The 25,850-nt window shown below is 66.0% G+C and carries 21 protein-coding genes and 2 tRNA genes; 12 read left to right on the top strand and 11 right to left on the bottom strand.

Features of this window, described 5'->3' with window-relative positions; translation table 11 throughout:
- Positions 1-19 precede the first annotated feature (19 nt).
- Positions 20-730 (bottom strand): response regulator transcription factor, encoded by a 711-nt coding sequence (locus tag GGD82_RS04225; protein ID WP_170284133.1) that lies wholly within the window; start codon positions 728-730, stop codon positions 20-22.
- A gap of 13 nt (positions 731-743) precedes the next feature.
- Complete coding sequence (locus GGD82_RS21355; RefSeq protein WP_150060868.1) at positions 744-2,165, bottom strand: sensor histidine kinase; 1,422 nt, start codon at positions 2,163-2,165, stop codon at positions 744-746.
- Positions 2,166-2,738: 573 nt separating this feature from the next.
- On the opposite strand from GGD82_RS21355, the gene GGD82_RS04215 reads away from it, so the two are divergent.
- The 3 genes from GGD82_RS04215 to GGD82_RS04205 all read left to right on the top strand — a co-directional run bounded on the left by GGD82_RS04215 (position 2,739) and on the right by GGD82_RS04205 (position 7,616).
- Positions 2,739-6,536: an FG-GAP-like repeat-containing protein gene (locus tag GGD82_RS04215; protein WP_170284135.1), complete on the top strand. Its 3,798-nt coding sequence runs from the start codon at positions 2,739-2,741 to the stop codon at positions 6,534-6,536.
- 638 nt (positions 6,537-7,174) lie between these two features.
- Positions 7,175-7,251, top strand: a tRNA-Pro gene (locus GGD82_RS04210).
- 65 nt (positions 7,252-7,316) lie between these two features.
- Positions 7,317-7,616: an ETC complex I subunit gene (locus GGD82_RS04205; protein WP_150060870.1), complete on the top strand. Its 300-nt coding sequence runs from the start codon at positions 7,317-7,319 to the stop codon at positions 7,614-7,616.
- 196 nt (positions 7,617-7,812) lie between these two features.
- On the opposite strand, the gene GGD82_RS04200 is transcribed toward GGD82_RS04205, so the two are convergent.
- Both GGD82_RS04200 and GGD82_RS04195 read right to left on the bottom strand, forming a co-directional pair.
- A complete protein-coding gene (locus tag GGD82_RS04200; RefSeq protein WP_150060871.1) occupies positions 7,813-8,832 on the bottom strand; it encodes a hypothetical protein in 1,020 nt (339 codons plus the stop codon).
- A gap of 182 nt (positions 8,833-9,014) precedes the next feature.
- Entirely contained in the window at positions 9,015-10,223 is a 1,209-nt protein-coding gene (locus GGD82_RS04195) for an acyl-CoA dehydrogenase (protein ID WP_150060872.1), read from the bottom strand.
- A 221-nt stretch (positions 10,224-10,444) separates the two neighbouring features.
- Here GGD82_RS04195 and GGD82_RS04190 point away from each other — a divergent pair, with 221 nt between their 5' ends.
- The 4 genes from GGD82_RS04190 to GGD82_RS04175 all read left to right on the top strand — a co-directional run bounded on the left by GGD82_RS04190 (position 10,445) and on the right by GGD82_RS04175 (position 14,825).
- Positions 10,445-11,149 (top strand): 2OG-Fe(II) oxygenase, encoded by a 705-nt coding sequence (locus GGD82_RS04190; protein WP_246163689.1) that lies wholly within the window; start codon positions 10,445-10,447, stop codon positions 11,147-11,149.
- Positions 11,150-11,566: 417 nt separating this feature from the next.
- Positions 11,567-13,255: a methyl-accepting chemotaxis protein gene (locus GGD82_RS04185; RefSeq protein WP_150060873.1), complete on the top strand. Its 1,689-nt coding sequence runs from the start codon at positions 11,567-11,569 to the stop codon at positions 13,253-13,255.
- A gap of 264 nt (positions 13,256-13,519) precedes the next feature.
- On the top strand, positions 13,520-13,936 hold the full coding sequence (locus GGD82_RS04180; protein WP_150060874.1) for a hypothetical protein: 417 nt from the start codon (positions 13,520-13,522) through the stop codon (positions 13,934-13,936).
- The gene (locus GGD82_RS04175; RefSeq protein ID WP_184013227.1) at positions 13,920-14,825 is read left to right on the top strand and encodes a hypothetical protein; all 906 of its coding nucleotides are present in this window, start codon (positions 13,920-13,922) and stop codon (positions 14,823-14,825) included. The genes GGD82_RS04180 and GGD82_RS04175 overlap by 17 nt, the downstream gene beginning before the upstream one ends.
- Positions 14,826-15,044: 219 nt before the next feature.
- Here GGD82_RS04175 and GGD82_RS04170 read toward each other — a convergent pair whose 3' ends face one another.
- The 3 genes from GGD82_RS04170 to GGD82_RS04160 form a co-directional block, all read right to left on the bottom strand.
- Entirely contained in the window at positions 15,045-15,788 is a 744-nt protein-coding gene (locus tag GGD82_RS04170) for a Bax inhibitor-1/YccA family protein (RefSeq protein WP_150060876.1), read from the bottom strand.
- Between the two features lie 175 nt (positions 15,789-15,963).
- Positions 15,964-16,647 (bottom strand): cyclase family protein, encoded by a 684-nt coding sequence (locus GGD82_RS04165; RefSeq protein WP_150060877.1) that lies wholly within the window; start codon positions 16,645-16,647, stop codon positions 15,964-15,966.
- Positions 16,648-16,671: 24 nt separating this feature from the next.
- A complete protein-coding gene (locus tag GGD82_RS04160; RefSeq protein ID WP_150060878.1) occupies positions 16,672-17,088 on the bottom strand; it encodes a metallopeptidase family protein in 417 nt (138 codons plus the stop codon).
- Positions 17,089-17,178: 90 nt separating this feature from the next.
- Here GGD82_RS04160 and GGD82_RS04155 point away from each other — a divergent pair, with 90 nt between their 5' ends.
- The gene (locus GGD82_RS04155) at positions 17,179-17,472 is read left to right on the top strand and encodes a 4a-hydroxytetrahydrobiopterin dehydratase (RefSeq protein ID WP_150060879.1); all 294 of its coding nucleotides are present in this window, start codon (positions 17,179-17,181) and stop codon (positions 17,470-17,472) included.
- A gap of 136 nt (positions 17,473-17,608) precedes the next feature.
- Positions 17,609-17,682, top strand: a tRNA-Gln gene (locus GGD82_RS04150).
- A 564-nt stretch (positions 17,683-18,246) separates the two neighbouring features.
- On the opposite strand, the gene gatB is transcribed toward GGD82_RS04150, so the two are convergent.
- The 3 genes from gatB to gatC are packed head-to-tail and all read right to left on the bottom strand — an operon-like array spanning position 18,247 to position 21,524.
- Positions 18,247-19,716 (bottom strand): Asp-tRNA(Asn)/Glu-tRNA(Gln) amidotransferase subunit GatB, encoded by a 1,470-nt coding sequence (gatB, locus tag GGD82_RS04145; RefSeq protein ID WP_150060880.1) that lies wholly within the window; start codon positions 19,714-19,716, stop codon positions 18,247-18,249.
- A gap of 17 nt (positions 19,717-19,733) precedes the next feature.
- On the bottom strand, positions 19,734-21,224 hold the full coding sequence (gene gatA / locus GGD82_RS04140) for an Asp-tRNA(Asn)/Glu-tRNA(Gln) amidotransferase subunit GatA (protein ID WP_150060881.1): 1,491 nt from the start codon (positions 21,222-21,224) through the stop codon (positions 19,734-19,736).
- Between the two features lie 12 nt (positions 21,225-21,236).
- A complete protein-coding gene (gene gatC, locus GGD82_RS04135) occupies positions 21,237-21,524 on the bottom strand; it encodes an Asp-tRNA(Asn)/Glu-tRNA(Gln) amidotransferase subunit GatC (RefSeq protein WP_150060882.1) in 288 nt (95 codons plus the stop codon).
- A 92-nt stretch (positions 21,525-21,616) separates the two neighbouring features.
- Here gatC and ruvX point away from each other — a divergent pair, with 92 nt between their 5' ends.
- The 3 genes from ruvX to GGD82_RS04120 all read left to right on the top strand — a co-directional run bounded on the left by ruvX (position 21,617) and on the right by GGD82_RS04120 (position 24,898).
- Positions 21,617-22,099 carry a Holliday junction resolvase RuvX gene (ruvX, locus tag GGD82_RS04130; protein WP_150060883.1) on the top strand — a complete coding sequence of 161 codons (483 nt, stop codon included), beginning with the start codon at positions 21,617-21,619 and terminating at the stop codon, positions 22,097-22,099.
- Positions 22,100-22,269: 170 nt separating this feature from the next.
- Positions 22,270-23,817: a phytoene desaturase gene (locus GGD82_RS04125; RefSeq protein ID WP_150060884.1), complete on the top strand. Its 1,548-nt coding sequence runs from the start codon at positions 22,270-22,272 to the stop codon at positions 23,815-23,817.
- Complete coding sequence (locus tag GGD82_RS04120) at positions 23,798-24,898, top strand: phytoene/squalene synthase family protein (protein WP_150060885.1); 1,101 nt, start codon at positions 23,798-23,800, stop codon at positions 24,896-24,898. The genes GGD82_RS04125 and GGD82_RS04120 overlap by 20 nt, the downstream gene beginning before the upstream one ends.
- 139 nt (positions 24,899-25,037) lie before the next feature.
- Here the strand turns inward: GGD82_RS04120 and GGD82_RS04115 are convergent, their stop codons facing one another.
- The gene (locus tag GGD82_RS04115) at positions 25,038-25,841 is read right to left on the bottom strand and encodes a metallophosphoesterase family protein (protein ID WP_150060886.1); all 804 of its coding nucleotides are present in this window, start codon (positions 25,839-25,841) and stop codon (positions 25,038-25,040) included.
- Positions 25,842-25,850: the final 9 nt, after the last annotated feature.

The following is a 25,850-nucleotide window of genomic DNA, read 5'->3' as shown; positions in this document are numbered from 1 at the left end:
CCGCACACGCCTGTCTGGATCAGTCCGGTCCCCGCCGCGACACCGGGGTGGGGAACACATACCCCACGCCCCGCACCGACCGGACCGGCAGCTTGAAGGCCGAGACGGAGAACTTCCGCCGCAGCCGGGACACCAGGACGTCCAGGCTGCGGTCCTCGGGGCCGCTCTGGGGTTTGTGCAGCGCCTCGAACAGGCGATCGCGGGACACGGGTTGGCCCGGCGTCTCCGTCAGCCGCCACAGCACGCCGTATTCCGCGCCCGACAGGCGCACGGTCTCACCGTCCGGCGAGATCAGGGTCCAGGCCTCCGCGTCGAACAGCCAGGCCGCCTCCGCTTCTCCTTCCGCCGAGGTGGCCGGGTCCCGTCCGATCCGCCGCCACACGCTCAGCACGACGGCTTCCAGCTCGCGCATGTCGACGGGCTTGGTGAGGTAGCTGTCGGCGCCGCGGTCCAGGCCGTCGATCCGGTCGTCCAGGCCGCCGCGCGCGGTGACCATGATCACCCCGGCTCCGGTCTGGTCCCGCAGACGCTGGATCGCCTCCAGGCCGGTTTCCCCCGGCAGGCCGACGTCGAGCAAAAGGATATCCGGCCGGATCTCGGTCAGCGTGGCCGTCAAATCCTCGATCGACCCGGCCTCATGGACGGTCATGCCCCGCTTGCGCAGGTAGCGAGCCGTCGGCTCGCGGAAATCCGGCTCGTCGTCCACCAGGGCGATGCAGATCGAGGACACGCCGAGCCTCCGTTCACGCGCCAAGCAGGGGCAGGGTGACCCGAAACACGGTCCCGTCCGCCTGATCCAGGGTGACGCACCCATCGTGCCGGTCGATGATGCGCCGGACCAGATACAGCCCCAAACCCGCCCCCGGCTTATTCTGGGTGCGGGCCGCGCGATAGTACTTTTCGAACAGCCGGGGCACTTCGGCAGGATCGACGCCCGGGCCGTCGTCGCGCACGGCCACCTCGACGGCCGTCCCCACCCGGCGACAGGTTAGCGCGACACCGGCGCGCGTCCGCCCGTACTTGCAGGCGTTGTCCAGCAGGGCGGAAAAGGCGATCGGCAGCACGTAGGGATCGCCATCCACCCGGAGCGTCTCCGACGGCCGGTGGAGCGGCACGGCGTACTCCGACGCCAGATCCGACAGCAGCGCGCCCATATCCAACGCCTGCGAGCGCCGGTCTTCCGAGACGGTTTCCAGCCAATCCGAGGCCAAACAGCCCTCCACCAGGTTGCCCAGCCGCCGCGAAGCCCGGCGGATGCGCTCCACTTCCTCGGCGGACTCGGTGTCGTCCGTCGGCAGGTTGCAGGCGATGACGTCCGCCGACGCCGCCATGATGCCCAAGGGGGTGCGGAATTCGTGCGAGACCATGGCCAGGAAGTTGCGCTGGTTCTGCAGGGTCGCCTCCGCCGTGCGCCGGGCGCCGTCCAGATCGAGGATGCGGGCCTCCAACGCATCGCGGAGCCGTTCGGTGACCATGACCGTCAAGCCGGCCATGAGGCCGACACTGAAGAGGATCGACCACAGCAGAAGGGTGCTGAACGACAGCCCCACCTGCATCAGGTTGGTCTCCTCAAGCGGGGCAAGCCAATAGTGCGCCACGCGCAACATGTTGAGCACGCCGTGCACGACGAACAGCCCCGCGACGATCCGGCGCGCGGACAGGCGGGTGGGGGCGTCGCGGAAGAGGGTCCAGGCCGCGCAGAAGGCCAATGCCGCCATGCCGAGACCGATGGCGATGAACCGCAGGCCGAGGGTATCCGGCGCGGCATAGGTGACGGTGATGGGCAGGGTGGCGATGATCGTGATGGTCGCCAGACCGGGCCATCCGGCCGGTCGTCCTAGGAAGCGCCGGCTTCCGGACACCAGGAACGCGTGGCCGAGGAGAACCAGGACGTCGGCAATCGCGATGGACCAGAAAGGCGGCAGGACGTTCCGTCCAAAGATCAGCCCGATCCCGACGCCGAGGGCGACCATCCCGACGGTCCAGTCCGACGGGCCCGGCAGCCCCGGGTGCAGGCGCCGCAGCAGCGCGGGCACCAGGGACGACAGTGCGAGCACCATGCACAGCACCGCCGACAGGGTTCGGATGTCGAAGTCCAGACTCATCGAATCGCCGACCGCCACAAACAGGTCCAGGGAAGGCACGCCAAGGGAAGGCACGCCCACGGAAGACACGCCCACCGGCGGGGCGCGGGGAGGATCGCGCCCCCGCCCGAGTCATGGAAGGGCCGCCCCCTTTGATCGACGGGAGGCTGATCCGGGATCCGGTCGCGGACCACCGTCACCCGGGACTCAGATCGCGTCAGACGAACAAACCGTATAAGAGCGAGCATAGAAAATCACATATATTAGATAGATTCGCCTCAGAACAGATCCGTGTAAAGAAATGTTACAAAATTCCAGATGTAACTCAAGCCCTCAAATCCTAAGCTCCGTCTCCTGTCAAGTCCTGCCGATGTATCGCTTTTTATATACATGGACGGCGGAGTAGGACGCCGTAAGGCGAGTACACCGACCTGAGCGTCACGAAGCGCTGATCCCGCGTTGTCGCGGTGCGGCAACCCGTGGCCTCAGGGTCGAGGGGCTCGTCGCGCGTGCCGATCCATCGCGTCGTCTTCTGGCAGAACAGAACGTTGTGTTGAACGAAGGTGAGATATGGCTTGGACGGTTACTCCAACTTTTAACGTTGAGTCCCCTACGTGGACGCTGGCGAAAGCGGGAGAGGACGGATCGCTTCACATGTTCATGTCAGTGACCGAGGAGGATTACTTTGAGTTCGGAAAATATACCTCACAACTCTGGTCTTTGGTTCAGGACGATGACGGCAGATTCTCAACAAAGGCTTACTTCGATACGACAGACGCCGGTACTGATGCGGTATCGCTGAGCGCCGCAGACGTGAACGGGGACGGCTTCCTCGATGTTCTGGTGACCTATGGTTCCTATGATTCCCAAAATGCGATTTATTTTGGCACCGACGCCGAGGGTGGGCTCGACCAATCGCCCGCGTTCCTAAAGGACATGCCCGGCGCTCCTTCGTCGTTCTACGGCGGGCATGTCGTCTCCGCCGACCTGAACGGTGACGACGCGTTGGACGGGGTTTGGCTTTCCGATAAGGACGATGCCGTTTGGGTGGGTCTTGCCAACGGTTCCAAAGAGTTGACCTTCGTGGAGCCCGTGGCGTCGGGTGCGGACGTCTCGGGCAACAGCGGTCTCTCGGCAGCGGATCTCGACGGCGACGGCGACATCGACCTGATGATAAGCGCCGAAAGCGAGATCCATGTCATGCTCAATGACGGACACGGCACCCTCACACACCATCAGCCGGTCTTGTCAGGGGGACCGGCATCGTTCGAGGCCGTGGCGAGCGCGACCGGTGACTTTGACGGTGACGGCAAAACGGACATCGTCTTCATGGACAACGTCGCAACGACCGGCGGGGTCTGGGTGGGGTTGAGGACATCGTCGGAGGGCGACGCCCCCGCGTACCAAATGTATCACGTCTTCGATCCCGTGCCCTATGTGCGTGACGTTGCGACGGGGGACTACGACGGGGACGGCTTTGATGACCTCCTGATCAGTGCGAACAATGGGCTCTATCTAGGTCTGAACAACGGGAACGGAAACCTCTTTGATTTCAGTAAAATCACCGACGAGTCAACCACGAAGGCTGAGTTCGTCGACCTGAACCAAGACGGCCATTTGGACGTGCTTGCGTCCGCTTACGATGGCATGTCCCGTTATATCCAGACGCCGACCCTTACCTCGATCAAGCGATCCTCCAGCGACAATCCGACCTCTGGCCCGGTCGAGTACGTCGTCACCTTCGATGAGGACGTGACGGGTGTCAGCTCAGACGACTTCAGCCTCACCACCGTGGGAACCGGAACCGCAGCGGGCACCATCGGGTCCGTGCGCGAAGCCGATGCCGTTGACGATGGTCTGGATGACCAGTGGATCGTCACCGTCAACAACGTAACCGGCGCAGGCGACCTCCGCCTGGACTTGTCTCACACGGACGGGTCCATCAAGGACGCGCGGGGCGTGGAACTGGACGGGCCCGGCGACGACACGGCCGACGGGGACGAGACGTTCACGATCGTCAGCGCCGATGGGATCTTCAGCGACGGCGCCGGGTTCAACACGACCAACGGAACCGGGACGGTCGACGGCAAAACGGCCGACGCCGCACGCGACGACACCATCTTCGTTACCGACCACAGCCACATTGCCGGGTCCGTGATCGATGGTCTGGGCGGCACCAATACCCTTATCCTGTCCGGCACCACCGCCGCCGACCTGACCGGCGCGACAACCCTTCAGAACATTGATGCGCTGGAGGTGTCGGGAACCGGAACGTGGGCGCTCACCATGGACGCGGACCATGGCTGGGGCGATATCACCGCGATCACGGGCAATGGCACTACGACGCTGGTGCTGAACGACGTCCAGGACGTGGACATCTCCAGCCTGCCCACCCTGACCGGCGTGGCGGGGATCGAAACCACCTACGATGGGGACGCCACGATCACCATCGGCGCGACCACCTCGGCGACCACGTTTACCGCGGTCGCGGGACACACCAACACCCTGCAGACCACCGGCACCACGCTGGACGCGACGGGACTGACGCTCGCCAACCTGAGCCGGCTCAGCACCACCAACACCACCGGCACCGCGTTCACCGGGCGCGACGGCATCGGGGAGACGATCGTCGGGGGCGCTGGGAACGACACCCTCGACGGGGGGGATAACGACGGAGGCTACCAAAGCTTCCGCAGCGGACTCGGCGCCAGCGCCCAGACCTTCATCGGCGGGACCGGCGCCGATACGCTCACCGGCGGGGCCGGGAACGATGTCTTCGTCGACGTCTCCGGCGATACCATCACCGACTTCGGCGCCGACGACACCATTCGCCTCACGGGGATCACCGGCCTGGATGCCGCCGATCACCTGTCCTTCGAGACTGGGGTGTTGAAGGTCGACACCAACAAGAACGGCGATTTTGACGATGCGGCGGACGTGTCGGTGACCCTGACCGGGGTATCCGGCGGCACCTTCGCCGTGGCGGACGTCGATGGCCACAGCGAGATCACCTACACCGCACCGAACTCCTCGGGCGGGGGCGGGGGCGGCGGCGGCGGTGGCGAAGCCCCCAGCGAAAGCACGTCCACGGTGGACGGCGCGACGGTGACCAAGACCACCACCACCGTCAACGGCCGCACCCAGGAGGTGACCGAGATCGCGCCCACGGACGGAACGCGCGAGGACGATCCGACCTCCGACCACGACAGCCTCGCCGACATCCCGCTGGCCCAGGACGAGGGCGGCGACACCCCGGCGCTGATGGCCGGCCTGCCGATCGGAGTTGGGCTGCGATCCGAGGGACCGTCGGAGCGCCTGTCCACGCCGGACGCGCTGACGGACCTGATCGCGCGCATCGAGGACAGGACGCTCGACAACTCGGACCCGCAGCGGGAGATGTCGAACGTCGGCCGGGCGTTCCTTGATGGCCTGCCCGACGACAGCCAGCTCTTCGTCCGGACGATCACGCCCACGGCCTCCGAGGGCGACTGGACCGGCGCCCCCATCACCATCACCGGGGCGGACGACGGCGGGTCCGGCACCCAGCAGGAAGCGTTGGTCATCGACGTATCCGGCCTGCCGAGCGGGACGGTGCTACAGTTGGACAACGTGGACTTCGCCGCGATCATCGGCGAAGCGCGGGTCATCGGTGGCGCGGGCCGCAACGTGGTCACCGGCGACGACAGCGCCCAGATCATCGTGCTGGGCGCCGAAGACGACATTCTGTACGGCGGCGGCGGTGACGACGTGATCGGGTCGGAAGGCGGCAATGACCGCCTGTACGGCGACGCCGGCAACGACACGGTGTTCGGTGGCGAGGGCGACGACATCCTGAACGGGGGCGCCGGCGACGATGTGCTGCGCGGCGACGCGGGCCGCGACGTCGCGACCTTCTCGGTCTCCTATGCCGAGGCCACCATCGACGGCCGGCGCACCGGCGGTCATGTGGACGGCGACGGGCACGACACCCTGGAGAGCGGTGTCGAGATCCTGCTGTTCGGCGACGGACGGGTGACGCTGACCACCGACGATGGCTTCAGCCCGGACCCCGCGAGCCCGGCCGCGATCGATGAGGCCTGGTACCTGGAGATGAACACCGATGTGGCGGCCGCCGTCGCCAACGGTGTCTTCGCCTCCGGCGCCGCGCACTACGCCGCGTTCGGCTTCGCGGAAGGGCGGGATCCCAACGCCCTGTTCGACAGCGCCTATTACCTGCAGCAGAACCAGGACGTCGCGGCCGCCGTGGACACCGGCATCTTCGCCAGCGCCTACGATCACTTCCGCGCCTTCGGTGCGGACGAAGGCCGCGCGGCCTCGCGGTACTTCGATACCCGAGCCTACCTGGAGGAGAACGCCGACGTGGCCGAGGACGGTATGAACGCGCTCGACCACTTCCATTTCTATGGGCTGAACGAGGGGCGGACCGCCTTTGCGGTCGAGGACATCGCCTGACGTCCGGCGGACGCTCGCCGGACGCTCGCCGGACGCCACCACGCGGGGCCTTGGCTCGATCAGGCTGACGGACGACCAAGCGGCGATGAGTTTGACTCATCGCCGCCGTCGCGTTCGGTGCCGTGGGACGCCCGCGGTGGTCCTCGGCCCTGTCCAGGCGGTCCAGGACCGGTTGCAAGCCCCGGTGCATGCCGCCAAAAACCGCGCCAATGCGTGCCGGCCGGTCAGAGCGGGGGCGCGTGGGCGTGATGGGCTCCCCCCGGCAACAGACGGCGGAATTCGCGCCACGAATCGAGGTCGCACCCGCGCCGAACTGTGCGTGGCGCATCCGATCAAATGGGGTCTTGATGGTGCGTGACCGGAGCCTGATGTAGATCGCCATGGTCACACCCCACCGATCCGATATGGCCGCAACGACGGACGAGCGCCGATAGACACGGGCTGTTTTCGTTGGGGGGATCGGCTGGCCTGTCCTCAGGTCTCGTCGCTGCGGTGAAGCGTCCAACGCTTCGGGGCTTTTTCGGGAGTCGTGCTCCCGACGGCCCCAACGTTCCCGCAAAGTTCGTCCTCTGTTTCCAAGCGAGGCGCTTGCGCTTTTGCGTGGAAATCGTTAGATACCAGAACTCTTTAAGCCGATTCGGGGCGTAGCTCAGCCTGGTAGAGCGCTAGCTTTGGGAGCTAGAAGCCGGAGGTTCGAATCCTCTCGCCCCGACCATACTGTCCGTCGCGTGCCGGAACGGTGCACGACTCGCATTCCCCAGGGACTGACCGAGGCTTGCCATGACCAAGACCGTTCGCATTTTTCAGCCGGCCAAGTCAGCCATGCAGTCCGGACGCGGCAACTCTCGGCGTTGGGTTCTGGTGTTCGAACCCGACCGCGCCCAGCACAACGATGCGCTGATGGGCTGGGTCGGCGATGGCGACACGGTGAACCAGCTCCGCATGACCTTCCCGACCAAGGAGGAGGCGATCGCGCACGCCCGGCGCAATGGCTGGACGCCACGGGTGCAGTCGCCCGTGACCCGCACGCGCCGGCCCAAGAGCTACGCGGACAACTTCGCCTACAATAAGGTGTATTGACGCCCCGGGGGCGGCTAAGCGGGACGTAAGGCTAGCACGCCCGGCATGGGGCCCCAGGGGCTTGGTCCGGGTGTAGGTCTCTGCAGTGGACCGTTGGCGTGCCTAACGCGGGGACCGTGGGGCCGTCAGCGAGGGCGTATCCCATGGTGGCCCGCGCATGTCTAACGTATAACGCTGGGCGGCGCGCGATGCACGGTCAGCTCCAGTTCATGCGGCCGCCCATATATTTGATTTCCTTGTCCTTGCGGATTTTGATCTCCGGCGCCTTCTTTTTCATCGACGGGTCTTGGAGGCGCGTCATCATGACCCACTCATCCACGGGCATGTAGCGTGGCGCCAGGAATCGATAGGTTTCCCCCATCAGATCCTCGGTCGCTCGTCCCGGCTTCATCGTGTGGTCCTGCCACTTCGCCACCAGATCCTGCCACACGACCAGGCGGGTCCGCAGATCGTTGCGGTGTTTGCGCAGGTAGGCTTTGACGGTGTCCAGATTGCGCAGCGCCGCCATGATCTCGCCGGTCTGCGCATCCACGTTCTCGAACTTCTCGGCGAAGTCCGTGACCGCGAGGGACACCAAGCGAATCAGCGAGTTGGCCGTCTCAAGCTGGGAGTGCTCATCCCGGTAGAGGCTGCGGAGCACCTCGGTTTTGCGCTGCATGCGCTCAATCGCATGGAAGTCGTCGCGCAACGCCTCGATATACGCCAGTTCCTTCGACAGATCCTGGATCAGCTCTGTGACCGCTTCCTTATTCGGCAGCTTCAGGGCGCGCGCGGCTTCGGCGAACGCATCGTTGACCCGGCGGCGGAAGTTCGGATCGCCGGCCACCTGCAACAGTTCGTCGGGGTTGGAGATGACGTGCTCGTCCCCGGACAGCCAGCCCAGGAGCTGCATGGCCAGGCGGTGATAGGCGATCTGGCGATGCTTCTCCTTCGGCTCCCACGAGGCATCGCCGGTGGTCACCTCTTTCGGAATCGGGTCCCCGACCCGCAAGCCCTTGACGAACCTGAGGCCCTTCGACAGCAGGGCCAGCATGACACCGTCCGGGCTGGCCGGATCGATCTGGAATTCCCGTTGAATGCCGGACAGGGGCAGGCTCAACTCTTCGTCACCGAGGCGGACGAGGGCGAGGGGCACCTCGGTTCCGTGCTCCAGGCGAAAATAGAGTTCATCGACCTTGCGAAAGAAGACATGCTCCAACGCAACCTTATCGGGCATCGGGCCTTGCCCCGGCCCGCCGGTTCCAGTCTGATTCGCGATGTCGGTCGTCGGTGTCATAATATGGCGCAACTCGCGTGAACGATTCTCGCGCCATCATGCCACAGACAATTCGGGCCGCAACCGCATTCGGCGCCGGGCTGGCGGTTCTGACACCATGCCCGGCTTCGCGCGGCGGGGATTTACCCCGTGAAGGCCTGTAATCCCGTCTGCGCTCGCCCCAGAATCAACGCATGAATGTCGTGCGTGCCCTCATAGGTGTTCACGGTTTCCAGGTTCATGGCGTGCCGGATCACGTGGTACTCGTCCATGATGCCGTTGCCGCCGTGCATGTCGCGGGCAACCCGGGCGATATCGAGGGCTTTGCCGCAATTGTTCCGTTTCATGAGCGAAATCGCTTCCGGCGCGGCCCGTCCGTCATCGATGAGGCGCCCCAGTCGCAGAACGCCCTGCAACCCGAGGGTGATTTCGGTCTGCATGTCGGCCAGCTTTTTCTGAATCAACTGTGTGGCGGCGAGGGGCCGGCCGAACTGTTTGCGCTCCAGGGTATAGCCGCGGGCCGCGTGCCAGCAGAATTCGGCGGCGCCCAGGGTTCCCCATGCAATGCCATACCGCGCCTTGTTCAGGCATCCGAATGGGCCGCCGAGGCCGACAGCGCCGGGCAGCAGGTTCTCCTCTGGGACCTCGACCCCATCCAGCACGATCTCGCCGGTCACCGAGGCGCGGAGGGAGAATTTGCCCTCGATCTTCGGCGTCGAGAAGCCACGCATGCCCCGTTCCACCAGGAATCCCTTGATCCGGCCGTCATGCGCTTCGGACTTCGCCCAGACGACCGCCACATCGGCGATGGGGCTGTTGGTGATCCACATTTTGGCGCCGGTCAGGCGATAGCCGCCGTCGACGCGGACCGCCCGGGTGACCATGCCGCCGGGATCGGAACCATGGTCCGGCTCGGTCAGCCCGAAGCAGCCGACCAGTTCGCCCGTCGCCAGCCGGGGCAGCCACCGCATCTTCTGCTCGTGGGTCCCGTAGGCCTGGATGGGGTGCATCACCAACGAGGACTGCACGCTCATCGCCGAGCGATAGCCGCTGTCCACCCGCTCGATCTCGCGGGCGATCAGGCCGTAGGCGACGTGGTTGACTCCGGCTCCGCCGTAGGCCTCCGGGATCGTGGGCCCAAGCAGGCCGAGTTCACCCATCTCCGTCATGATCTCGCGGTCGAACCGCTCCTCGCGGTTGGCGGACAGCACGCGCGGCATCAAGCGGTCCTGGCAATAGGCGCGGGCGCTGTCGCGCACCATGCGTTCGTCTTCGCTCAACTGGTCGTCCAGGTCGAGGATGTCGTCCCAGTTCGAGAGGGGCTCATTCGACGGGCGGGCTGCGGCGGTCATGGGCGGCGGTCCTTCTCGGCAGAGAGGCAGACGACGGAGAGCGTGGCGGCAGGCGCCAGCAACCGACGCGCAGCATGCCCATCCGGACGCCATCGGTCCAGGCGGACCGTTTGATGGCATGGATTGACGTGGTCGATGGCCCGCACCACGTGGCAACGCAGATGTAACACGCGCGCGGCGCCACCGGACGGCATCGCGTCACAGGAGACGGAGGGAGTCCGATGAGCGGCGGAGATCTTGCACCGGAGGCCGAGACGGAGGCCGAGACGGGTGCCGATGCCGAGACGGTTACGAACGCCCTCGTCGCTGCCCTGGCGGGCGCGCGCGAACACACCGATCCGTTCCGCCACTGGCGAGTGACCGGCCTCTGGCCCGACGGCGTGGCCGACGCGCTGGAGACGCTGCCGTTCGCCGTGTCTCCCCTGACCTACCAACTGGGCCGCCGGGAGGAAAACAACGCGGCGCGGGCCTATTTCGACCCGGCACGCCAAGCTGACCACTCAGCATGCCGCGCGGTCGCCGAAAGCCTTCAGGACCGGCGCACCGCTGAGGCCATTGAACGCCTGTGCGGCGTGGACCTGTCGGGCAGCTTTTTGCGCATCGAATACGCGGTCGATAGGGATGGATTCTGGCTGGAGCCGCACACCGACATCGGCGTGAAGCGCTTCACCATGCTGGTGCCGATATCGACGGGGACGGACGCGGCCGACTGGGGTACGGATTTCTATGCGGATCCGGCCGGACCGCCGCTGCGCCAGCCCTTCGCGGCCAACACGGCCCTGATCTTTGTGCCTGGGTCCGACACATGGCACGGCTTTTCCCGACGCCCCATCGCGGGCGCCCGCCGGTCGCTGATCGTCAACTACGTCGGGCCGGAATGGCGTGCCCGCCATGAGTTGTGCTTTCCTGATCGCCCCGTATTTTGATCCCTGCTTTGCGTTAACGCGCAACACCAATGCAGCCGAAGGGGTCGGGGGACCTTTAATCCAGCGCACCGTAAAAATACTCTGCGATTTGCATGAACGTATGGTTGCCGGAATGTCTGGCGCGTCCCTCTGAGTCCGTCGTCTTTTATTATTGAATGGACCTTAGAACACATTGTTGCTGTCATGTTCTTAAGTGGAAATACGACCGCCCCGCCCGAGCGCCAGATCTTGAATTGTAGACAGAAACATTAATATCAACAAAAAGATTAAAAAACGCAGCCCACCAAGTGAATTAAGGCGTAATTTTGCGTCAATATAAGGCACAAATAGACTCGGTGTATGCGGTGATTCGTGCAATACTGTTGGATGCGGCGCGTTGTCGGCCGAGGTTTGTGCTGATAAGAGGTGGTAGATTCGATGTCTCTGAATAACATTAAAATTACGAAGAAGATATGGTTCCCGGTTGCATTGGCTTGGCTTGGTCTTGTTTTCGCCATTGCCTTCGCAGTGCAGTCGAATCACCAACACCTCATGGAAGAACGTACGCAGCAAGTTCGCAGCGTCGCGGAAACGGCGCTCTCCATCGTCGAAAACTACTATGAGCGTTCACAACAGGGCGAGCTCACAGAAGCGGAAGCCAAAACCGCAGCCTTGGACGCCGTTCGTAGTATCCGGTACCAAAACGGGGAAGAATACGTTTTCGTCTACGATTGGTCCGGCGTGTGCCTTGCCCTCGCCCCAAAACCGGAATGGGAGGGCAAAAACAAGCTCGATCTTACCGATTCGGACGGGAAGAGCCTCGTGGCGGAGGCTGCCGCCACGGCCCGTGCCGGAGGGGGCACGATGACCTATAGCTTCCCGCGTGCCGGATCCACAACGCCGGAAGAAAAAGTGTCCTGGACGGCGGGGTTCGCGCCTTGGCAATGGGCGATCGGCACGGGCGTCTACGTCAGCAGCGTTTCCGAGAAAGCGTTCGAAAATACCCTGCAGCTGGCCGGGATTGCGCTGGCGGCCCTGCTGGTGTCGGCGATCGCGGCCTATCTCGTCCTGCACGGCATCACCGCCCCGTTGAAGAACCTCACGTCCACGATGACGACGCTCGCAGGCGGCAACCTCGACATCCAGGTGCCGGATACCGGTCGCCGTGACGAGATCGGCGCCATGGCCGGCGCCGTCCAGGTCTTCAAGGAAAACGCCAGGGACATGGAGCGCCTGAGGGCCGAACAGGCGCAGGCGGAGCGCGAGGCCGAAGCCGAGCATCGCCGCCTGATGCTGAATGTGGCCGACGATTTCGAGGGCGCTGTCGGCGGTGTCGTCGCCACCGTATCCAGTGCGGCGACACAGTTGCAGGCCACCGCCGAGCGCATGGCCGCGATCGCCGATCGGACGGGCGCGCAGGCGGCCAGCGTCGCGGCGGCGGCGGAACAGGCCAGCGCGGGCATTCAGACCGTCAGTGCGGCGTCGGAGGAGCTGTCGAGCTCCATCCAGGAAATCAGTCGCCAAGCCACGCAAAGCAGTGCGATCGCGGCGGACGCCACGACGAAGGTCGACGAGGCCAACCGGCAGATCGATGGCCTCAGCACCTCGGCCAAGGAAATCGACGAAGTCGTCAAGCTCATCACCGATATCGCGGAGCAGACCAACTTGCTGGCGCTTAATGCGACCATCGAGGCCGCGCGCGCCGGCGACGCGGGCAAGGGCTTCGCCGTGGTCGCCAACGAGGTCAAGACCCTGGCGACCCAGACCGGCCGCGCCACCGATGACATCGCCGGCCGGATCCGTGGCGTCCAGAGTGAAACACAGAGCGCCGTGACCGCCGTGCAGGGCATCGGCGCGGTGGTGCGTCAGATCGCCGAGATCAGCCAGTCCATCGCCGCCGCCGTGGAGCAGCAGTCCGCCGCCACCCGCGAGATCGCCCACAACGTCGAGCAAACCGCCCACGCCGCCCAGGATGTGACGCAGACGATCCAGCGCGTCAGCGCCGGCGCCGAGGACGCCGGTCGGGCCTCCTCCGACGTCCAGGGCGCCGCCGGCGATCTGGCCGGCAACGCCGACACGCTGACCCAAGAGGTAAACCGCTTCCTGGCCCGTGTGCGCCAGGATTGAGGGCCCGAACCGAACGGCCCCCCACGACAGGGTTGACGGCCCCGGCTCCGGCCCGGGGCCTCTTGGCGTGACGCGGTAGTGGGATCGGCGGCGCCAGCCTCTTGGGTTCGCGCCCGATAGCCCCGACATGGGGCTGGCTCCCCTCGACGCCGGGACCGGGATCGGTCAGAATGGGCGTGTGGTGTTGGGGTGGTTCCAGGGCGTGTCCTTGGGTCTGTCTTGGGGACACCGATGACCAGGACTTCCAATAATCGTGGTGAGTGAATGGACTGGTCCCGCTTTGATCGCGAGCGGTTTCGCAAGATCATGGCTCTGGCCCTGCGTGCCGATGGCGCCGAGGCGCTGAGCGCGCTCGATCGCGCGCGTGCTCACCTGGAGGATGCCGGCGGCTCCATCGACGATGTTCTGGGCGGCAGCCTGACCGTCACCGTCAATCGCGCACCGGCGGCGCGCGACGGGGCGCCGCACGCCGATGTGCCGGCCCGGCGCACCCTCGGCACGGAGGCTGCGGAGGTGTCCGATCCGCTGCAGCATGCCCTGTACGCCAGCCGGATCGTCGCCCAGCTCCGCCATGAGAACCGTCGGCTCAACGATCTGCTCGATCAGGCGTCCCGCTATATTGCCGAGTTGGAGAGCGAGGTGACGCGCGCCCGGAGAAGCAACCATGGCGACGCAGGCTGACCCGGCGCCCGGCCCCGGGGGGGCGTCGGGGAGGGACCCATCGGCATCCGCCGGCATGCCGGTGGAGAGTCTCGCGGCGGCGCTGGATGGCATGCTGGAGACGGAGGAGGGGGCGGCGCGTCCCCTCGGGGACCCGCGCGAGCCCGATGTGATCCGCACCTGGGTTCATTTGACCGCCGCCGTGGCGGACGATGCTCTGGATACCGCGATTGAACAGGCGATCGCGGCGCTGGCGGTGGATCGGCCGGGGCGCGCGCGTCTTTCGGCGGCCGGGTTAATCGTGGGGCTGCCGGTGCAGGCCGCCCTGATCGGGGGGTATGTCCGCACCTTCCGGCGCATCAAGGCCATTGCGGCCGCTGGCGGCCTGGACGACGCGGCCATGATGGCGGAGACGCGGCGCGATCTGCGTGCGCTCAACCAACGCATGGCCGAGGCGCTTGGTGCGTTGCGCGATCAGCGCGCGGCGATGGGACGCATGAACCGTATCCTGGTCGATCGGGAGCGGCGGCAGGCGGGCATGAACGCGGACCTGGCCCGCGCCCGCGAGGATCTGGAAGCAGCGCGCGTGGTGCTGGCCAGGGTGGAAGCGGAACGCGACGAAGCCCGCCGCATCGCGGACGCGGCCCGGGCCGAGCGCGACACCCTGCGTGGCGACGTCAAGCGGGCCCGCGCCGGCGTGGAGGACCTGAAGGCCAAGTACCTGGAGAAGTTCGCGCTCTCCCTGCACGACCTGAATCAGGCGCGCGCCATGCTGTACAACGACCCGACCTCCACCTTGCCGGCCATGAAGGCCAGCGTGGCCCAGGGCTATTTCATGATCCTGGAGGACATGGGCGCCGGCGAGGTCGCTCGCAAGCTGATGGCCGGGATCGCCAAGGACGGGCTGTAATACCAGCCTGCGGTGAGGCCAACGCACCGCAGGCTGGTAAGGCCGACCGGCCCTCGCTCCAGCGGGGCGGGGCCCCTGCACGGGGCTGACACGCCGATCATCCTCTCTCCCCCTCAACGTAGACCGGCATAGAAAAAGGGCTCCGGACGGATGTCCGAAGCCCTGTCTTCGTGTGCCCCGCGCCACACTCCGGACGCGGGGCCGACCCGATGGCCGTTCCTATTCGCGGTTGCCGAGGAAGTACAGCAGGAACTGAAGCAGGTTGATGAAGTTGATGTACAACGACAGGGCGCCCCAGGTCGCGGACTTGGACATGGTCTCGCGGTCCATGGTCGCGCTGTACTCTTCCTTGATGCGCTGGGTGTCGTAGGCGGTGAGGCCTGCGAACACCAGCACGCCCGCGGCGCTGATGATGAACTGCAGCATGCTGCTGGCGATGAAGAGGTTCACGACGGCCGCGATCAGGATCCCGATAAGGCCCATGACCAGGAAGCTGGCCATACCCGACAGGTTGCGCTTGGTCGTGTAGCCATACAGGCTCAGCCCGGCGAAGGCAGCGGCGGTGATGAAGAACACCCGCACCACACTGGCGTCGGTGTAGATCTGCAGCAGCACCGACAGGCCGACGCCCTGGAGCGCCACGAACAGCCAGTACATGCTCTGAACCATGGCGGCGCTGGCCGAGCGCATCATGAACATGGCACCGAACAAGACAATCAGCGGTGACCACATCGCCAGGGTGCCCAGCAGGGTCAGGCCGACCATCTGGCCACCCTGGGTGACGTAGAACAGATCCCGGAACACGGGCACGACATCGATCATTACGGCCACGATGCCCGACAGCAGCAGGCCGGACGCCATCAGGTTGTAGACCCGAAGCATGTACGAGCGCAGACCGACGTCGATCTGCGCGGCTTCCGCCTGCCCGCGGGTCATAGTACGGCGGTCAACGTTGTATGCCATGGTTGCACCTCTGGTGGAGATGGAGGACGATTTCGGTACGAAATATGGATGAAACCGGGCGGAAATCAACGATAAGCGCCGAAGCGTTACGGCGATTTAATCTTTCGGACGTGGCGAGGACATCGCGCACTCCGTGTTCCGCGCTTGGTGCCATCGTTTCCGGTCCGGCGTGCCGTCAGCGCACCTCGGCGAACGCCCGCACCGGGAACGCGGCGGCGGCCCGGACCTTGAGCGGGATGGCGAAAAAGCGGAACGGGCGGTCCCCCAGGGCCTCCAGGCCGCGCAGGTTCTCGACGATGTGAATGCCGGAGTCCAGAAACCATGTGTGCGCCGGGCGTTCGAGGTCCGCGCTATCGTCGGCGTTGATGGTATCGACGCCGAACAGGCCGATGTCGGCGTCGCGCAAATGGGCCAGTCCGGCCCGGTCCACGATCGGATAGCGAAAATACGCGTCCGTGCCCCAGTGCCGGTCCCAGCCGAAGCGGATCAGCACGGCCTTGCCCCGCAGCGATTCCGCCGGCGGCAGCTCGGCGACGCCCAGCGGCCGCTCCGGCGTTGCCGCGCGCCCATCCACCACGACGCCGTCGAGGATCAGGGATGCCAGCGGCAGGTCCGCAATGTCCGCCCGCCCCGGGTAGCGGTGGCGGGGCGAGTCGAGATAGGTGCCGATCGAGGTCTGGAACTGCACCTCGGTGATCTCGAACGAGACCCCATCGGCGTAGTTCGGGGCTGACGCCTCATGGGTCAGGAACGGCTGGACCGAGGCCGTGAACGCGCGCGGCACGCCGTCCGGTCCCTTCATCCGGAACCCCGGCATGCCGTCCTCGAAGGTCTGGGTGAGATCGATAATGTCCGTCATGGCCGCGCCTTCCGAGTGGTCCGGTCAAAATGGATCGTCGGCCGCCGCCTCGATCCCTTCCATATCGTCATCCGAGAAGCCGAAGTGATGGCCGATCTCGTGGATCAGCACATGCCGGACGATATGCGTCAGGTCCTCGCCCGTCTCGCACCAATAGTCCAGGATCGGCGCCCGGTACAAAAAGACCCGATCCACATCGTCCGGGGCATCGTTGACACTTTTGAACGGCAGTGCAACGCCCTGATATAGGCCGAGAAGATCGTACGGGCTCTCCAGTTCCATCTCCACGCAGACATCCTCGTCCGGGAACTCTTCGATGCGGATCGCAAGCCCTTCGGTCATACGCCGCAGCGGGACCGGGATCGTTTCCAACGCACCCTGCGCCAAGGCGTCCAGGTCGGCCAGAGAGGGGGGCGTGGTGAAGCGGGCGGGCGTGGTCATGGCGCGTGTCGTCCGGCGGATCGGGCTGCGGGGGTTGATCTGGCCGGGCGTCCGGCCAATCTGCCGGGGGTGTAACACGAGGAGGCGCTTATGTCCGCACCGCTTACCGACCCCGCCCGCGCCGAGGCCCTGGCGACGCTGTCCGGCTGGACCGAGGTCGAAGGTCGCGACGCCATCACGAAGACTTTCACCTTCGGCGACTTCAGCGAGGCCTTCGGGTTCATGGCCCGGGTTGCCTTGGCCGCCGAAAAGGCCGATCACCATCCCGAATGGTTCAACGTGTTCAAGACGGTCGAGGTGACCCTGTCCACCCACGACGCCGGGGGCGTGACCGAGAAGGACATTGCACTGGCCCGCCATATGAACGCGCTCGCAGGCGTCTAGGCCGGGCGGCTTATGGGGCGTGCCGCCGTGAAAAGAGCGGCGGTACGCCGACCGTGCTCTTTCCGACTTGACGCGGGCCGCCGGCTTCGACAAGTTTGCCCGCCTTGAGCCCGCCGCCTCGTGTGGCGTGGACCGGTGGGGCGTAGCCAAGCGGTAAGGCATCGGGTTTTGGTCCCGTGATCCCAGGTTCGAATCCTGGCGCCCCAGCCATCCCTGATTTTTTTAATAAAATCAATATCTTATCCTTTGGGCGCTCTGACCGCCGATACACGTTGATGGTACACGGCGCCGGGTCACGGTGGGGCCGTGCGTGGGCTGCCCCGCCACCGTGTTCAAGACGGTTTCGGGCGCCACGCAGGCCGCCCATAAATGACTCTCACAGGCCCGCCTTCCTTCCCCGCTCCCAACAACCCCCCGCCAGGGAACCGCAGAAGGCCACTCACGAGTCTTCCTACGGGCTCCTGGGGCTGCGTTTGGCAGGCAAGACGCTGGCGCACGTGTCCAATCTGACACCGGGTCGAGGGACAGGACCAGATTTGCCGTCTGCGATGTCCACGCAAGGGGCCACGACAACGTCGGATCGGCGAAGGCGGCGGCCAGATGGGCTTCGGTCTTGTTGGCGGTCCAGGCGGCGATGCGTGTGAGGACTCCACCGTGATCCGCCAAACACAGATCGTTGATGGAGTGCCGCCACATCGCACCCAGCGCTGACGCATCCGTCGAACGCGGGCGTCGGCGTTCGACGGACCGATGCAACACGGGACCCCGAGTCCCTTACCCCAAAATTTTCTTCTTGAGCAGCTCGTTGACCATGCCGGGGTTGGCTTTGCCCTGGGTGGCTTTCATGACCTGGCCGGTGAACCAGCCGAGCAGCTTTTCCTTGCCGCCCTGAACCTCGGCAACCTTGTCCGGATTGGCGGCCATCACGGCGTCAATCGCGGCCTCAATGGCGCCGGTATCCTTCACCTGCTTCAGGCCGCGCTCTTCCACGATTGTATCCGGGGCCTCGCCGGTCTCGACCATGATTTCGTAGACGTCCTTGGCGATACGGCCGGAGATGGTGTCGTCCGCGATCAGGTCGATCAATTTGCCCAGGTTTTCGGCGGACACGGGGCTGTCTTCCACACCCACGCCCATCTTGTTCAGCGTGCCGAAGAGGGTGGAGATGACCCAGTTGGCGGCGGTCTTGCCGTCGCGACCCTTGGCGACGCGCTCGAAGAAATCGGCTTCGCGCCAATCCACCACCAGCACCGACGCATCGTAGGGCGTCAGCCCGAAATCGGCGATGAAGCGCGCCTTCTTGTCGTCCGGCAGCTCGGGCAGGGTGGCGCGGATGGCGTCGACGAAGGCGTCGTCGAACTCCAGCGGCAACAGGTCCGGGTCGGGGAAGTAGCGGTAGTCGTGCGCCTCTTCCTTGCTGCGCATGGAGCGCGTCTCGCCCTTGGCCGGGTCGAACAGGCGGGTCTCCTGCGAGACTTCGCCGCCGGACTCCCAGATCTCGATGTGGCGCTGGGCCTCGGTCTCGATCGCCTGCATCACGAATCGCACGGAGTTGACGTTCTTGACCTCGCAGCGGGTGCGCAGGCCGGTCTCGCCCACGGGGCGCACCGACACGTTCACGTCGGCGCGCATGGAGCCTTCCTCCATGTTGCCGTCGCAGGTGCCCAGGTAGCGCAGGATGGAGCGCAGCTTGCGCAGGTAGGCGCCGGCCTCTTCCGGGCTACGCATGTCGGGCTTGGAGACGATCTCCATCAGCGCCACGCCGGAGCGGTTTAGGTCGATGAACGACTTCGTCGGGTGCTGGTCGTGCAGCGACTTGCCGGCGTCCTGCTCCAGGTGCAGGCGCTCGATCCCGACGGAGCGGGAGGAGCCGTCCGGCATGTCGAGGATCAGCGTACCCTCGCCGACGACCGGCAATTCGTACTGGCTGATCTGGTAGCCCTGCGGCAGGTCGGCGTAGAAGTAGTTTTTGCGCGCGAACACGGAGCGGTTGTTGATCTGCGCGCGCAGGCCAAGGCCGGTCCGCACCGCCTGCTCGACACAGGCGCGGTTGATGACCGGCAGCATGCCGGGCATGGCGGCGTCGACCAGCGAGACCTGGCTGTTCGGCGCGGCGCCGAACGTGGTCGAGGCACCGGAGAACAGCTTGGCGTGGGAGATGACCTGACAGTGGACCTCCAGGCCGATCACGACCTCCCAGTCGCCGGTGTCGCCGGTCAGAAGGTAGGTGGGGGCGTCATCCATTGGGGCATCCATCGGTCTCAGCCCTCCAGCAGGCTCGGCGTGGCGGTAAAGGCCGCCGCTTTCTCCAGCGCGCGTCCGGCGCGCAGCACAGTCTCTTCGTCGAACGGGCGCCCGATCAGTTGCAGGCCCTGCGGCAGGCCCGCCTCGGTCAGCGCCACCGGCACGGACAGGCCGGGCAGGCCGGCCAGCGACGTCGGCACCGTGAACACATCGTTCAGATACATGGTCACCGGATCGCTCGGCGCGTCGTCCAGCGGGAAGGCGGCGGACGGCGTCGCCGGGGTCAGGATGACGTCCACGCCCTGGTCGAACGCGGCCTTGAAGTCGCGGGCGATCAGGCTGCGCACCTTCTGCGCCTTCAGGTAATACGCATCATAGTACCCGGCCGACAGGGCATAGGTGCCGATCAGGATGCGCCGCTTGACCTCGGCGCCGAAGCCCGCACCCCGGGTCTTCATGTACATGTCGTTCAGACCGTCGCCCTCGTCCAGGACGCGCAGGCCGTAGCGAACGCCGTCGTAGCGGGCGAGGTTCGAGGACGCCTCCGCCGGGGCGATAATATAATAGGTCGCCAGGGCGTACTTGGTGTGCGGCAGGCTGATGTCCACGGGCTCGGCGCCCGCGTCCTTCAGCATCTCCATGCCGCGCGTCCAGATGGCATCGATTTCGGGCGACAGGCCTTCCTCCGGCCGGTACTCCCGGGGGATGCCGACCTTGAGGCCCTTCACGCCCTGCTCCAGAGCGGCCGTGAAGTCCGGCACCGCGATGGGGGCGGAGGTGGAGTCTTTCGGGTCATGCCCCGCCATCGCGCCCAGCATGATGGCCACGTCCTCGACCGTGCGGGCCATCGGGCCGGCCTGATCGAGCGAGGAGGCGAACGCCACGATGCCCCAGCGCGAGCAGCGGCCGTAGGTCGGCTTCAGGCCGACGATGCCGCAGAAGCTGGCGGGCTGACGGATGGAGCCGCCGGTGTCCGTGCCGGTGGCGCCTAGGGCGATGCGGCCGGCAACAGCGGCCGCGGAGCCGCCGGAGGAGCCGCCGGGCACCAGCTTGCGCGTGGGCTCGTCGGTGCGGGTCCACGGGTTGACCACATCGCCGAAGGCGCTGGTCTGGTTGGTCGAGCCCATGGCGAACTCGTCGAGGTTCGCCTTGCCCAGCAGCACGGCGCCCGCGCTCCACAGGTTCGCGGAGACGGTGCTTTCATAGGGCGGCACGAAATTGCCCAGGATCTTCGAGCCGGCGGTGGTGCGCGTGCCGTCGGTGCAGAACAGGTCCTTCATCGCGATGGGGATGCCCTCCATCGCGCCGGCCTTGCCCTTGGCGATGCGGGCATCGCTGGCGGCGGCCATCTCCCGGGCCCGGTCGGGCGTCGGCAGCACATAGGCGTTGAGGTCCGCGCGGGCCTCCATCGCGGCGATGTGCGCGTCGGTCAGTTCGGCGGCGGTGAAGGTCTTCGCGTCCAGGCCCTTGCGGGCCTCGGCGATGGTCAGGTCGGTCAGCGTGATCATGATGGCCGCTCCTTATTCCACCACCTTGGGCACCAGATAAAAGCCGTCCTGGCTGTCTGGGGCGTTGGCCGTGACGCGCTCGGGATAGCCGCCGTCGGTCACGACGTCGTCGCGCCACGGCAGGGTCATGTCCGCCACGCTGGCCATGGGCTCCACGTCGGACGTGTCCACTTCGCCGAGTTGCTCGATCCAATTCAGGATGCCGGACAGTTCGCCGGCGAGCGGGTCGAGCTGGTCATCCGGCACGGCGACGCGTGCCAGGACGGCGATCTTGCGGACGGTTTCCTTGTCCAGGGACATGAAGTAGACAACTCCGGTTCGAGTCAGGAGATAGGGTGGCCCATGTTTACTCGGAGAGTTCCCGCGTTGGCAACCGGAGGCACGCACCGATCATGATCCTGCGCACGGCGGCGGAGATGGCGGCGGTCCTGCCGACCCCGGGGGCACTCTTCGGTCTCGATCTTGGCACCAAGACGATCGGTTTGGCGACGTCGGATCCGGGTCGGTGTCTGGCCTCGCCGGTGGAAACCCTGCGGCGTGCGAAGTTCAGCCAGGATGCGGCCCAGGTTATGGCGCGTATGGACGAAAGACAGATCCAGGGGTTGGTGCTGGGATGGCCGCTGGAAATGGATGGCAACGAAGGGAAGCGGTGCCAATCCACCATGAGCTTTGCACGAAACTTTTTGGAGATGCGCGCGGTTCCCATTCTGTTGTGGGACGAACGCTTGTCGACCAGTGCGGTCGAGCGCATGATGGTCCGCGAGTTCGACATGACACGGGACCGGCGGGCGGCGAAGGTCGATGCCGCGGCGGCGGCGTACATTCTGCAAGGGGCGTTGGACGCGCTGGGGCGCTGTCCGCGCCCCGACGTATGACCAGGGCGGCGGTCTAAGGGAGGAGAGGCCGCGCGACCGGGGGCGTGTTTTCCAGCCCTGAATCCGGCGCTGTGGCCAGCGGCCGGGTCCGATCGATGCGAGAGCGGTTGATCAAGCGAGGTTGACACTGATATAGTCAACCTTGGCTGACAGTTCCGAGGCAGTTCGATATGACTTCTGCTCCCACACCGCTTCAGCGGGCCGAGGGCCCGGGAGGCGGCGTTCCGGGCGCCAAGGCGCCCCATGCCGTTGTGATCGGGGCCGGGTTCGGTGGCCTCGCGGCGGCGATCCGACTCGGCGCGCGAGGGTTCCGTGTCACGGTTGTGGACCGCATGGATGCGCCCGGTGGGCGCGCCTACGTGTTCCGTCAGGACGGGTTCGTCTTCGATGCCGGTCCCACCATCGTCACCGCGCCGTTCCTGTTCGAGGAACTGTGGGAGATGTGCGGCAAGCGGCTCAGCGACGACGTGGAGCTGCGGTCCCTGTCCCCGTTTTACAAGATCCGCTTCCCCGACGGCGAATGGCTGACGTGCAGCGAGGACGCGGAGGCCATGAAGGCCCAGATCGCGCGTCTGTCGCCGGGGGACGTCAAGGGCTATGAGCGCTTCCTGAAAGAGAGCAAGGACATCTTCCACACCGGCTTCATGAAGCTGGGGCACGTGCCGTTCAACACGCTGTGGGACATGGCCAAGCTGCTGCCGAACCTGATCCGTCTGCGGGCGGATCGGTCGGTGCACGCGCACGTCTCGCGGCATTTCAAGGACGAGCGGCTGCGGATCGGCATGGGCTTTCACCCGCTGTTCCTGGGCGGCAATCCGCTGCGGGCGACGTCGATCTACAGCCTCGTGGCCTATCTGGAACGCGAATGGGGCGTCCATTTCGCCATGGGCGGTACCGGCCAACTCGCCAAGGGCATGGCCGGTCTGATCGAGGGGCAGGGCAACACCCTCCGCTATAAGGCGGAGGTGGAGCAGATCGTTGTGAAAGACGGCGCCGCCAAGGGCGTGCGGCTGGCCTCGGGGGAGACCATCGACGCCGATATCGTGGTGTCGAACGCCGACTCGGCCTGGACGTACAAAAAGCTGCTCCCGGCCGAGAGCCGGAAACGCTGGACCGACGCCAAGCTGGACAAGGCGCGCTACTCGATGAGCCTGTTCGTCTGGTACTTCGGGACCAACAAGCGCTACGAGGACGTGCCGCACCACACCATCCTGCTGGGACCGCGCTATCAGGGCCTGCTGACGGACATTTTCGATCGGCATCACCTGGCCGATGATTTCAGCATCTATCTGCACCGGCCCACGGCGACCGATCCGAGCATGGCGCCGGAGGGCTGCGATACCTTCTACGCACTGTCGCCGGTGCCGCATCTGGACAGCGGCGACGACTGGGACGTGATGGCCGAAGACTATCGTCGCAAGGTCGAGGCGTTCCTTGAAAAGACCGTACTGCCTGGGCTGGGGCAGTCGGTGGTGAGTTCGCGCATGGTGACGCCCATGCACTTCCGCCATCACCTCTTGTCGGTCAAGGGGGCAGCCTTCGGGCTGGAGCCGACGCTCTTCCAGAGCGCTTGGTTCCGACCGCACAACAAGAGCGAGGACGTGAAAGGGCTCTATCTCGTGGGCGCCGGGACTCATCCCGGGGCTGGTCTTCCCGGTGTGCTGTCCTCGGCCCGGGTCATGGATACGGTGGTACCCGATGCCGCAGCCCTGGTCTAAGACGCAGGAGATCGCGTCGCCCGACGACCGCGCCCAGTGCCGGGCCATGATCCGCACGGGGTCGCGCAGCTTTTATACGGCCTCTTTGCTGTTGCCGCAGGCCTACCGGGATCCGGCCTACGCGCTGTATGCGTTTTGCCGGTTTTCCGACGATGTGGTGGACGAATGCGAGAACGCGGCCGCGCCTGACGCCTGTATTGAAGCGGTCGCGCACCTGCGCTATCGGCTGGATCGGGTCTATGCCGGGCAGCCGATGAACAGCCCCGTGGACCGGTCCTTCCGGGATATGGTCGTGCAAACCGGGATGCCGCGCGAGCTGCCTGAGGCCCTGCTGGAGGGCTTCGAGTGGGACGCGGAGGCGCGGCGCTACGAGACCATCTCGGAGGTCCGCGCTTACAGCGCGCGGGTGGCCGCGGCCGTCGGCGCCATGATGACCGTGCTGATGGGGGTGCGTCATCCGCACGTCCTGGCGCGGGCCTGCGATCTCGGCGTGGCCATGCAGCTGTCCAACATCGCGCGCGATGTCGGCGAGGATGCGCGCAACGGCCGTCTTTATCTGCCGCGCCAGTGGATGGTCGACGCGGGACTTGATCCGGATGCGTGGTTGGCGAATCCCGTTTGGTCTCCGGCGCTGGCATCCGTCGTCGCGCGCCTGCTGGATGAAGCGCGCCGCCTGTACGACCGCGCGGCCGGCGGCATCGCGGGCCTTCCGCTCGGCTGCCGCGCCGCCATTCACGCCGCCCGGCTGATCTACGCCGGCATCGGGGACGAGGTGGCCAAGGCGAACTTCGACTCCGTGTCCCAGCGGGCCTATGTGCCGGGCAAGCGCAAGCTGGCGTTGCTTGGGCAGGCGACACGCGATGCGGTGCTCTATCGCCGGATTGATCCGGCCCCGGCGCTGCCGGAAACGCACTTCCTGGTCGAGGCCGCCGCCGTCGAACGCAACATCTGGGTCGACTCCCGCCGGCCGGTCGCTGTCGGCGCGGAGGCGGACGAAGCGGACGAACGCGGCTCGTTCGGCGGCCGCCTCGTCTGGGCCATGCAGCTCTGTTCCCAGCTTGAGGAACGCCGACGCGCCTGATCGAGCGCGCTGACGGCGAGCCCCCCACAAGACCGTTAACCCCCGTGCGTCCCACGAGCGCACGGGGGGTTTTTGTGTGTGTTGTGGGGGCCCCTGGGTGCCCCATCCGGTCGTGCGGTGCCGTCAGGTGGTGGTGCCGTCACGTGGTGATGAAGGCGCGCTCGGTTCCGTCGAGCACGAGGCAGGTGAGGCATCCGGTTGCGAAGGCCCCGGTGTCGATGCCGATGCGGTTCGCGCGCACCACCGGGTGCTCGGTCACGTGGTGGCCGTGCACGATCATGTGCGACAGCGGCTTGCGGTGGGACAGGAACGGCTCGCGGATGTACATCAGATCGGCCGGTTTCTGCTGGCTCATCGGCACGCCGGGCCGGACGCCCGCGTGCACGAACAGGTAATCGCCGCACTCTGTGTGCAGGGGCAGACTTCGCAGAAACGCGGCATGCCGGTCGGGCAGGGCTGCTCTCATGCCTGTCGCCATGTCTTCCAGGATGGCCTCGCTGGTGGCGCCGGGCACCGGCACGCCGTAGGCGCTCAGCGTCTGCCGGCCGCCGAACTCCAGCCACGCATGGGCCGCCACGGGATCGTTCATGAACGCAAGCATGACGTCCTCGTGATTGCCACGCAGGAACCGCGTCTCCACCCCCGGCACGGGGTCCCCACTGAGGGTTTCGAGCACCGCACGGCTGTCTTGCCCCCGGTCCACGTAGTCCCCCAGGTACACCACCAACGGCGTGCGATCGGCGTGCGCCGTGATGTCCTCGCGGATGCGTGCGTTCAGCCGGTCCAACAGGTCGGCCCGTCCATGAATGTCGCCGACGGCGTACACGCGCACGCCTTCGGCGGTCCGCGCGCCATCGCCCCCCATCCCCCCTGGCGTGGAGGCCCCCGGGGTTGAGGTGACGGCGCCGGTCAGGCGGCGGAACCAGTGCCCCACCGCCGTCATGATGCGGGC

The organism is Roseospira marina (assembly GCF_014197855.1).
GTDB lineage: Bacteria > Pseudomonadota > Alphaproteobacteria > Rhodospirillales > Rhodospirillaceae > Rhodospira > Rhodospira marina.
The sequence above is the reverse complement of the archived record's forward strand: the minus strand, read 5'-3'. Positions and strand labels throughout refer to the sequence as shown.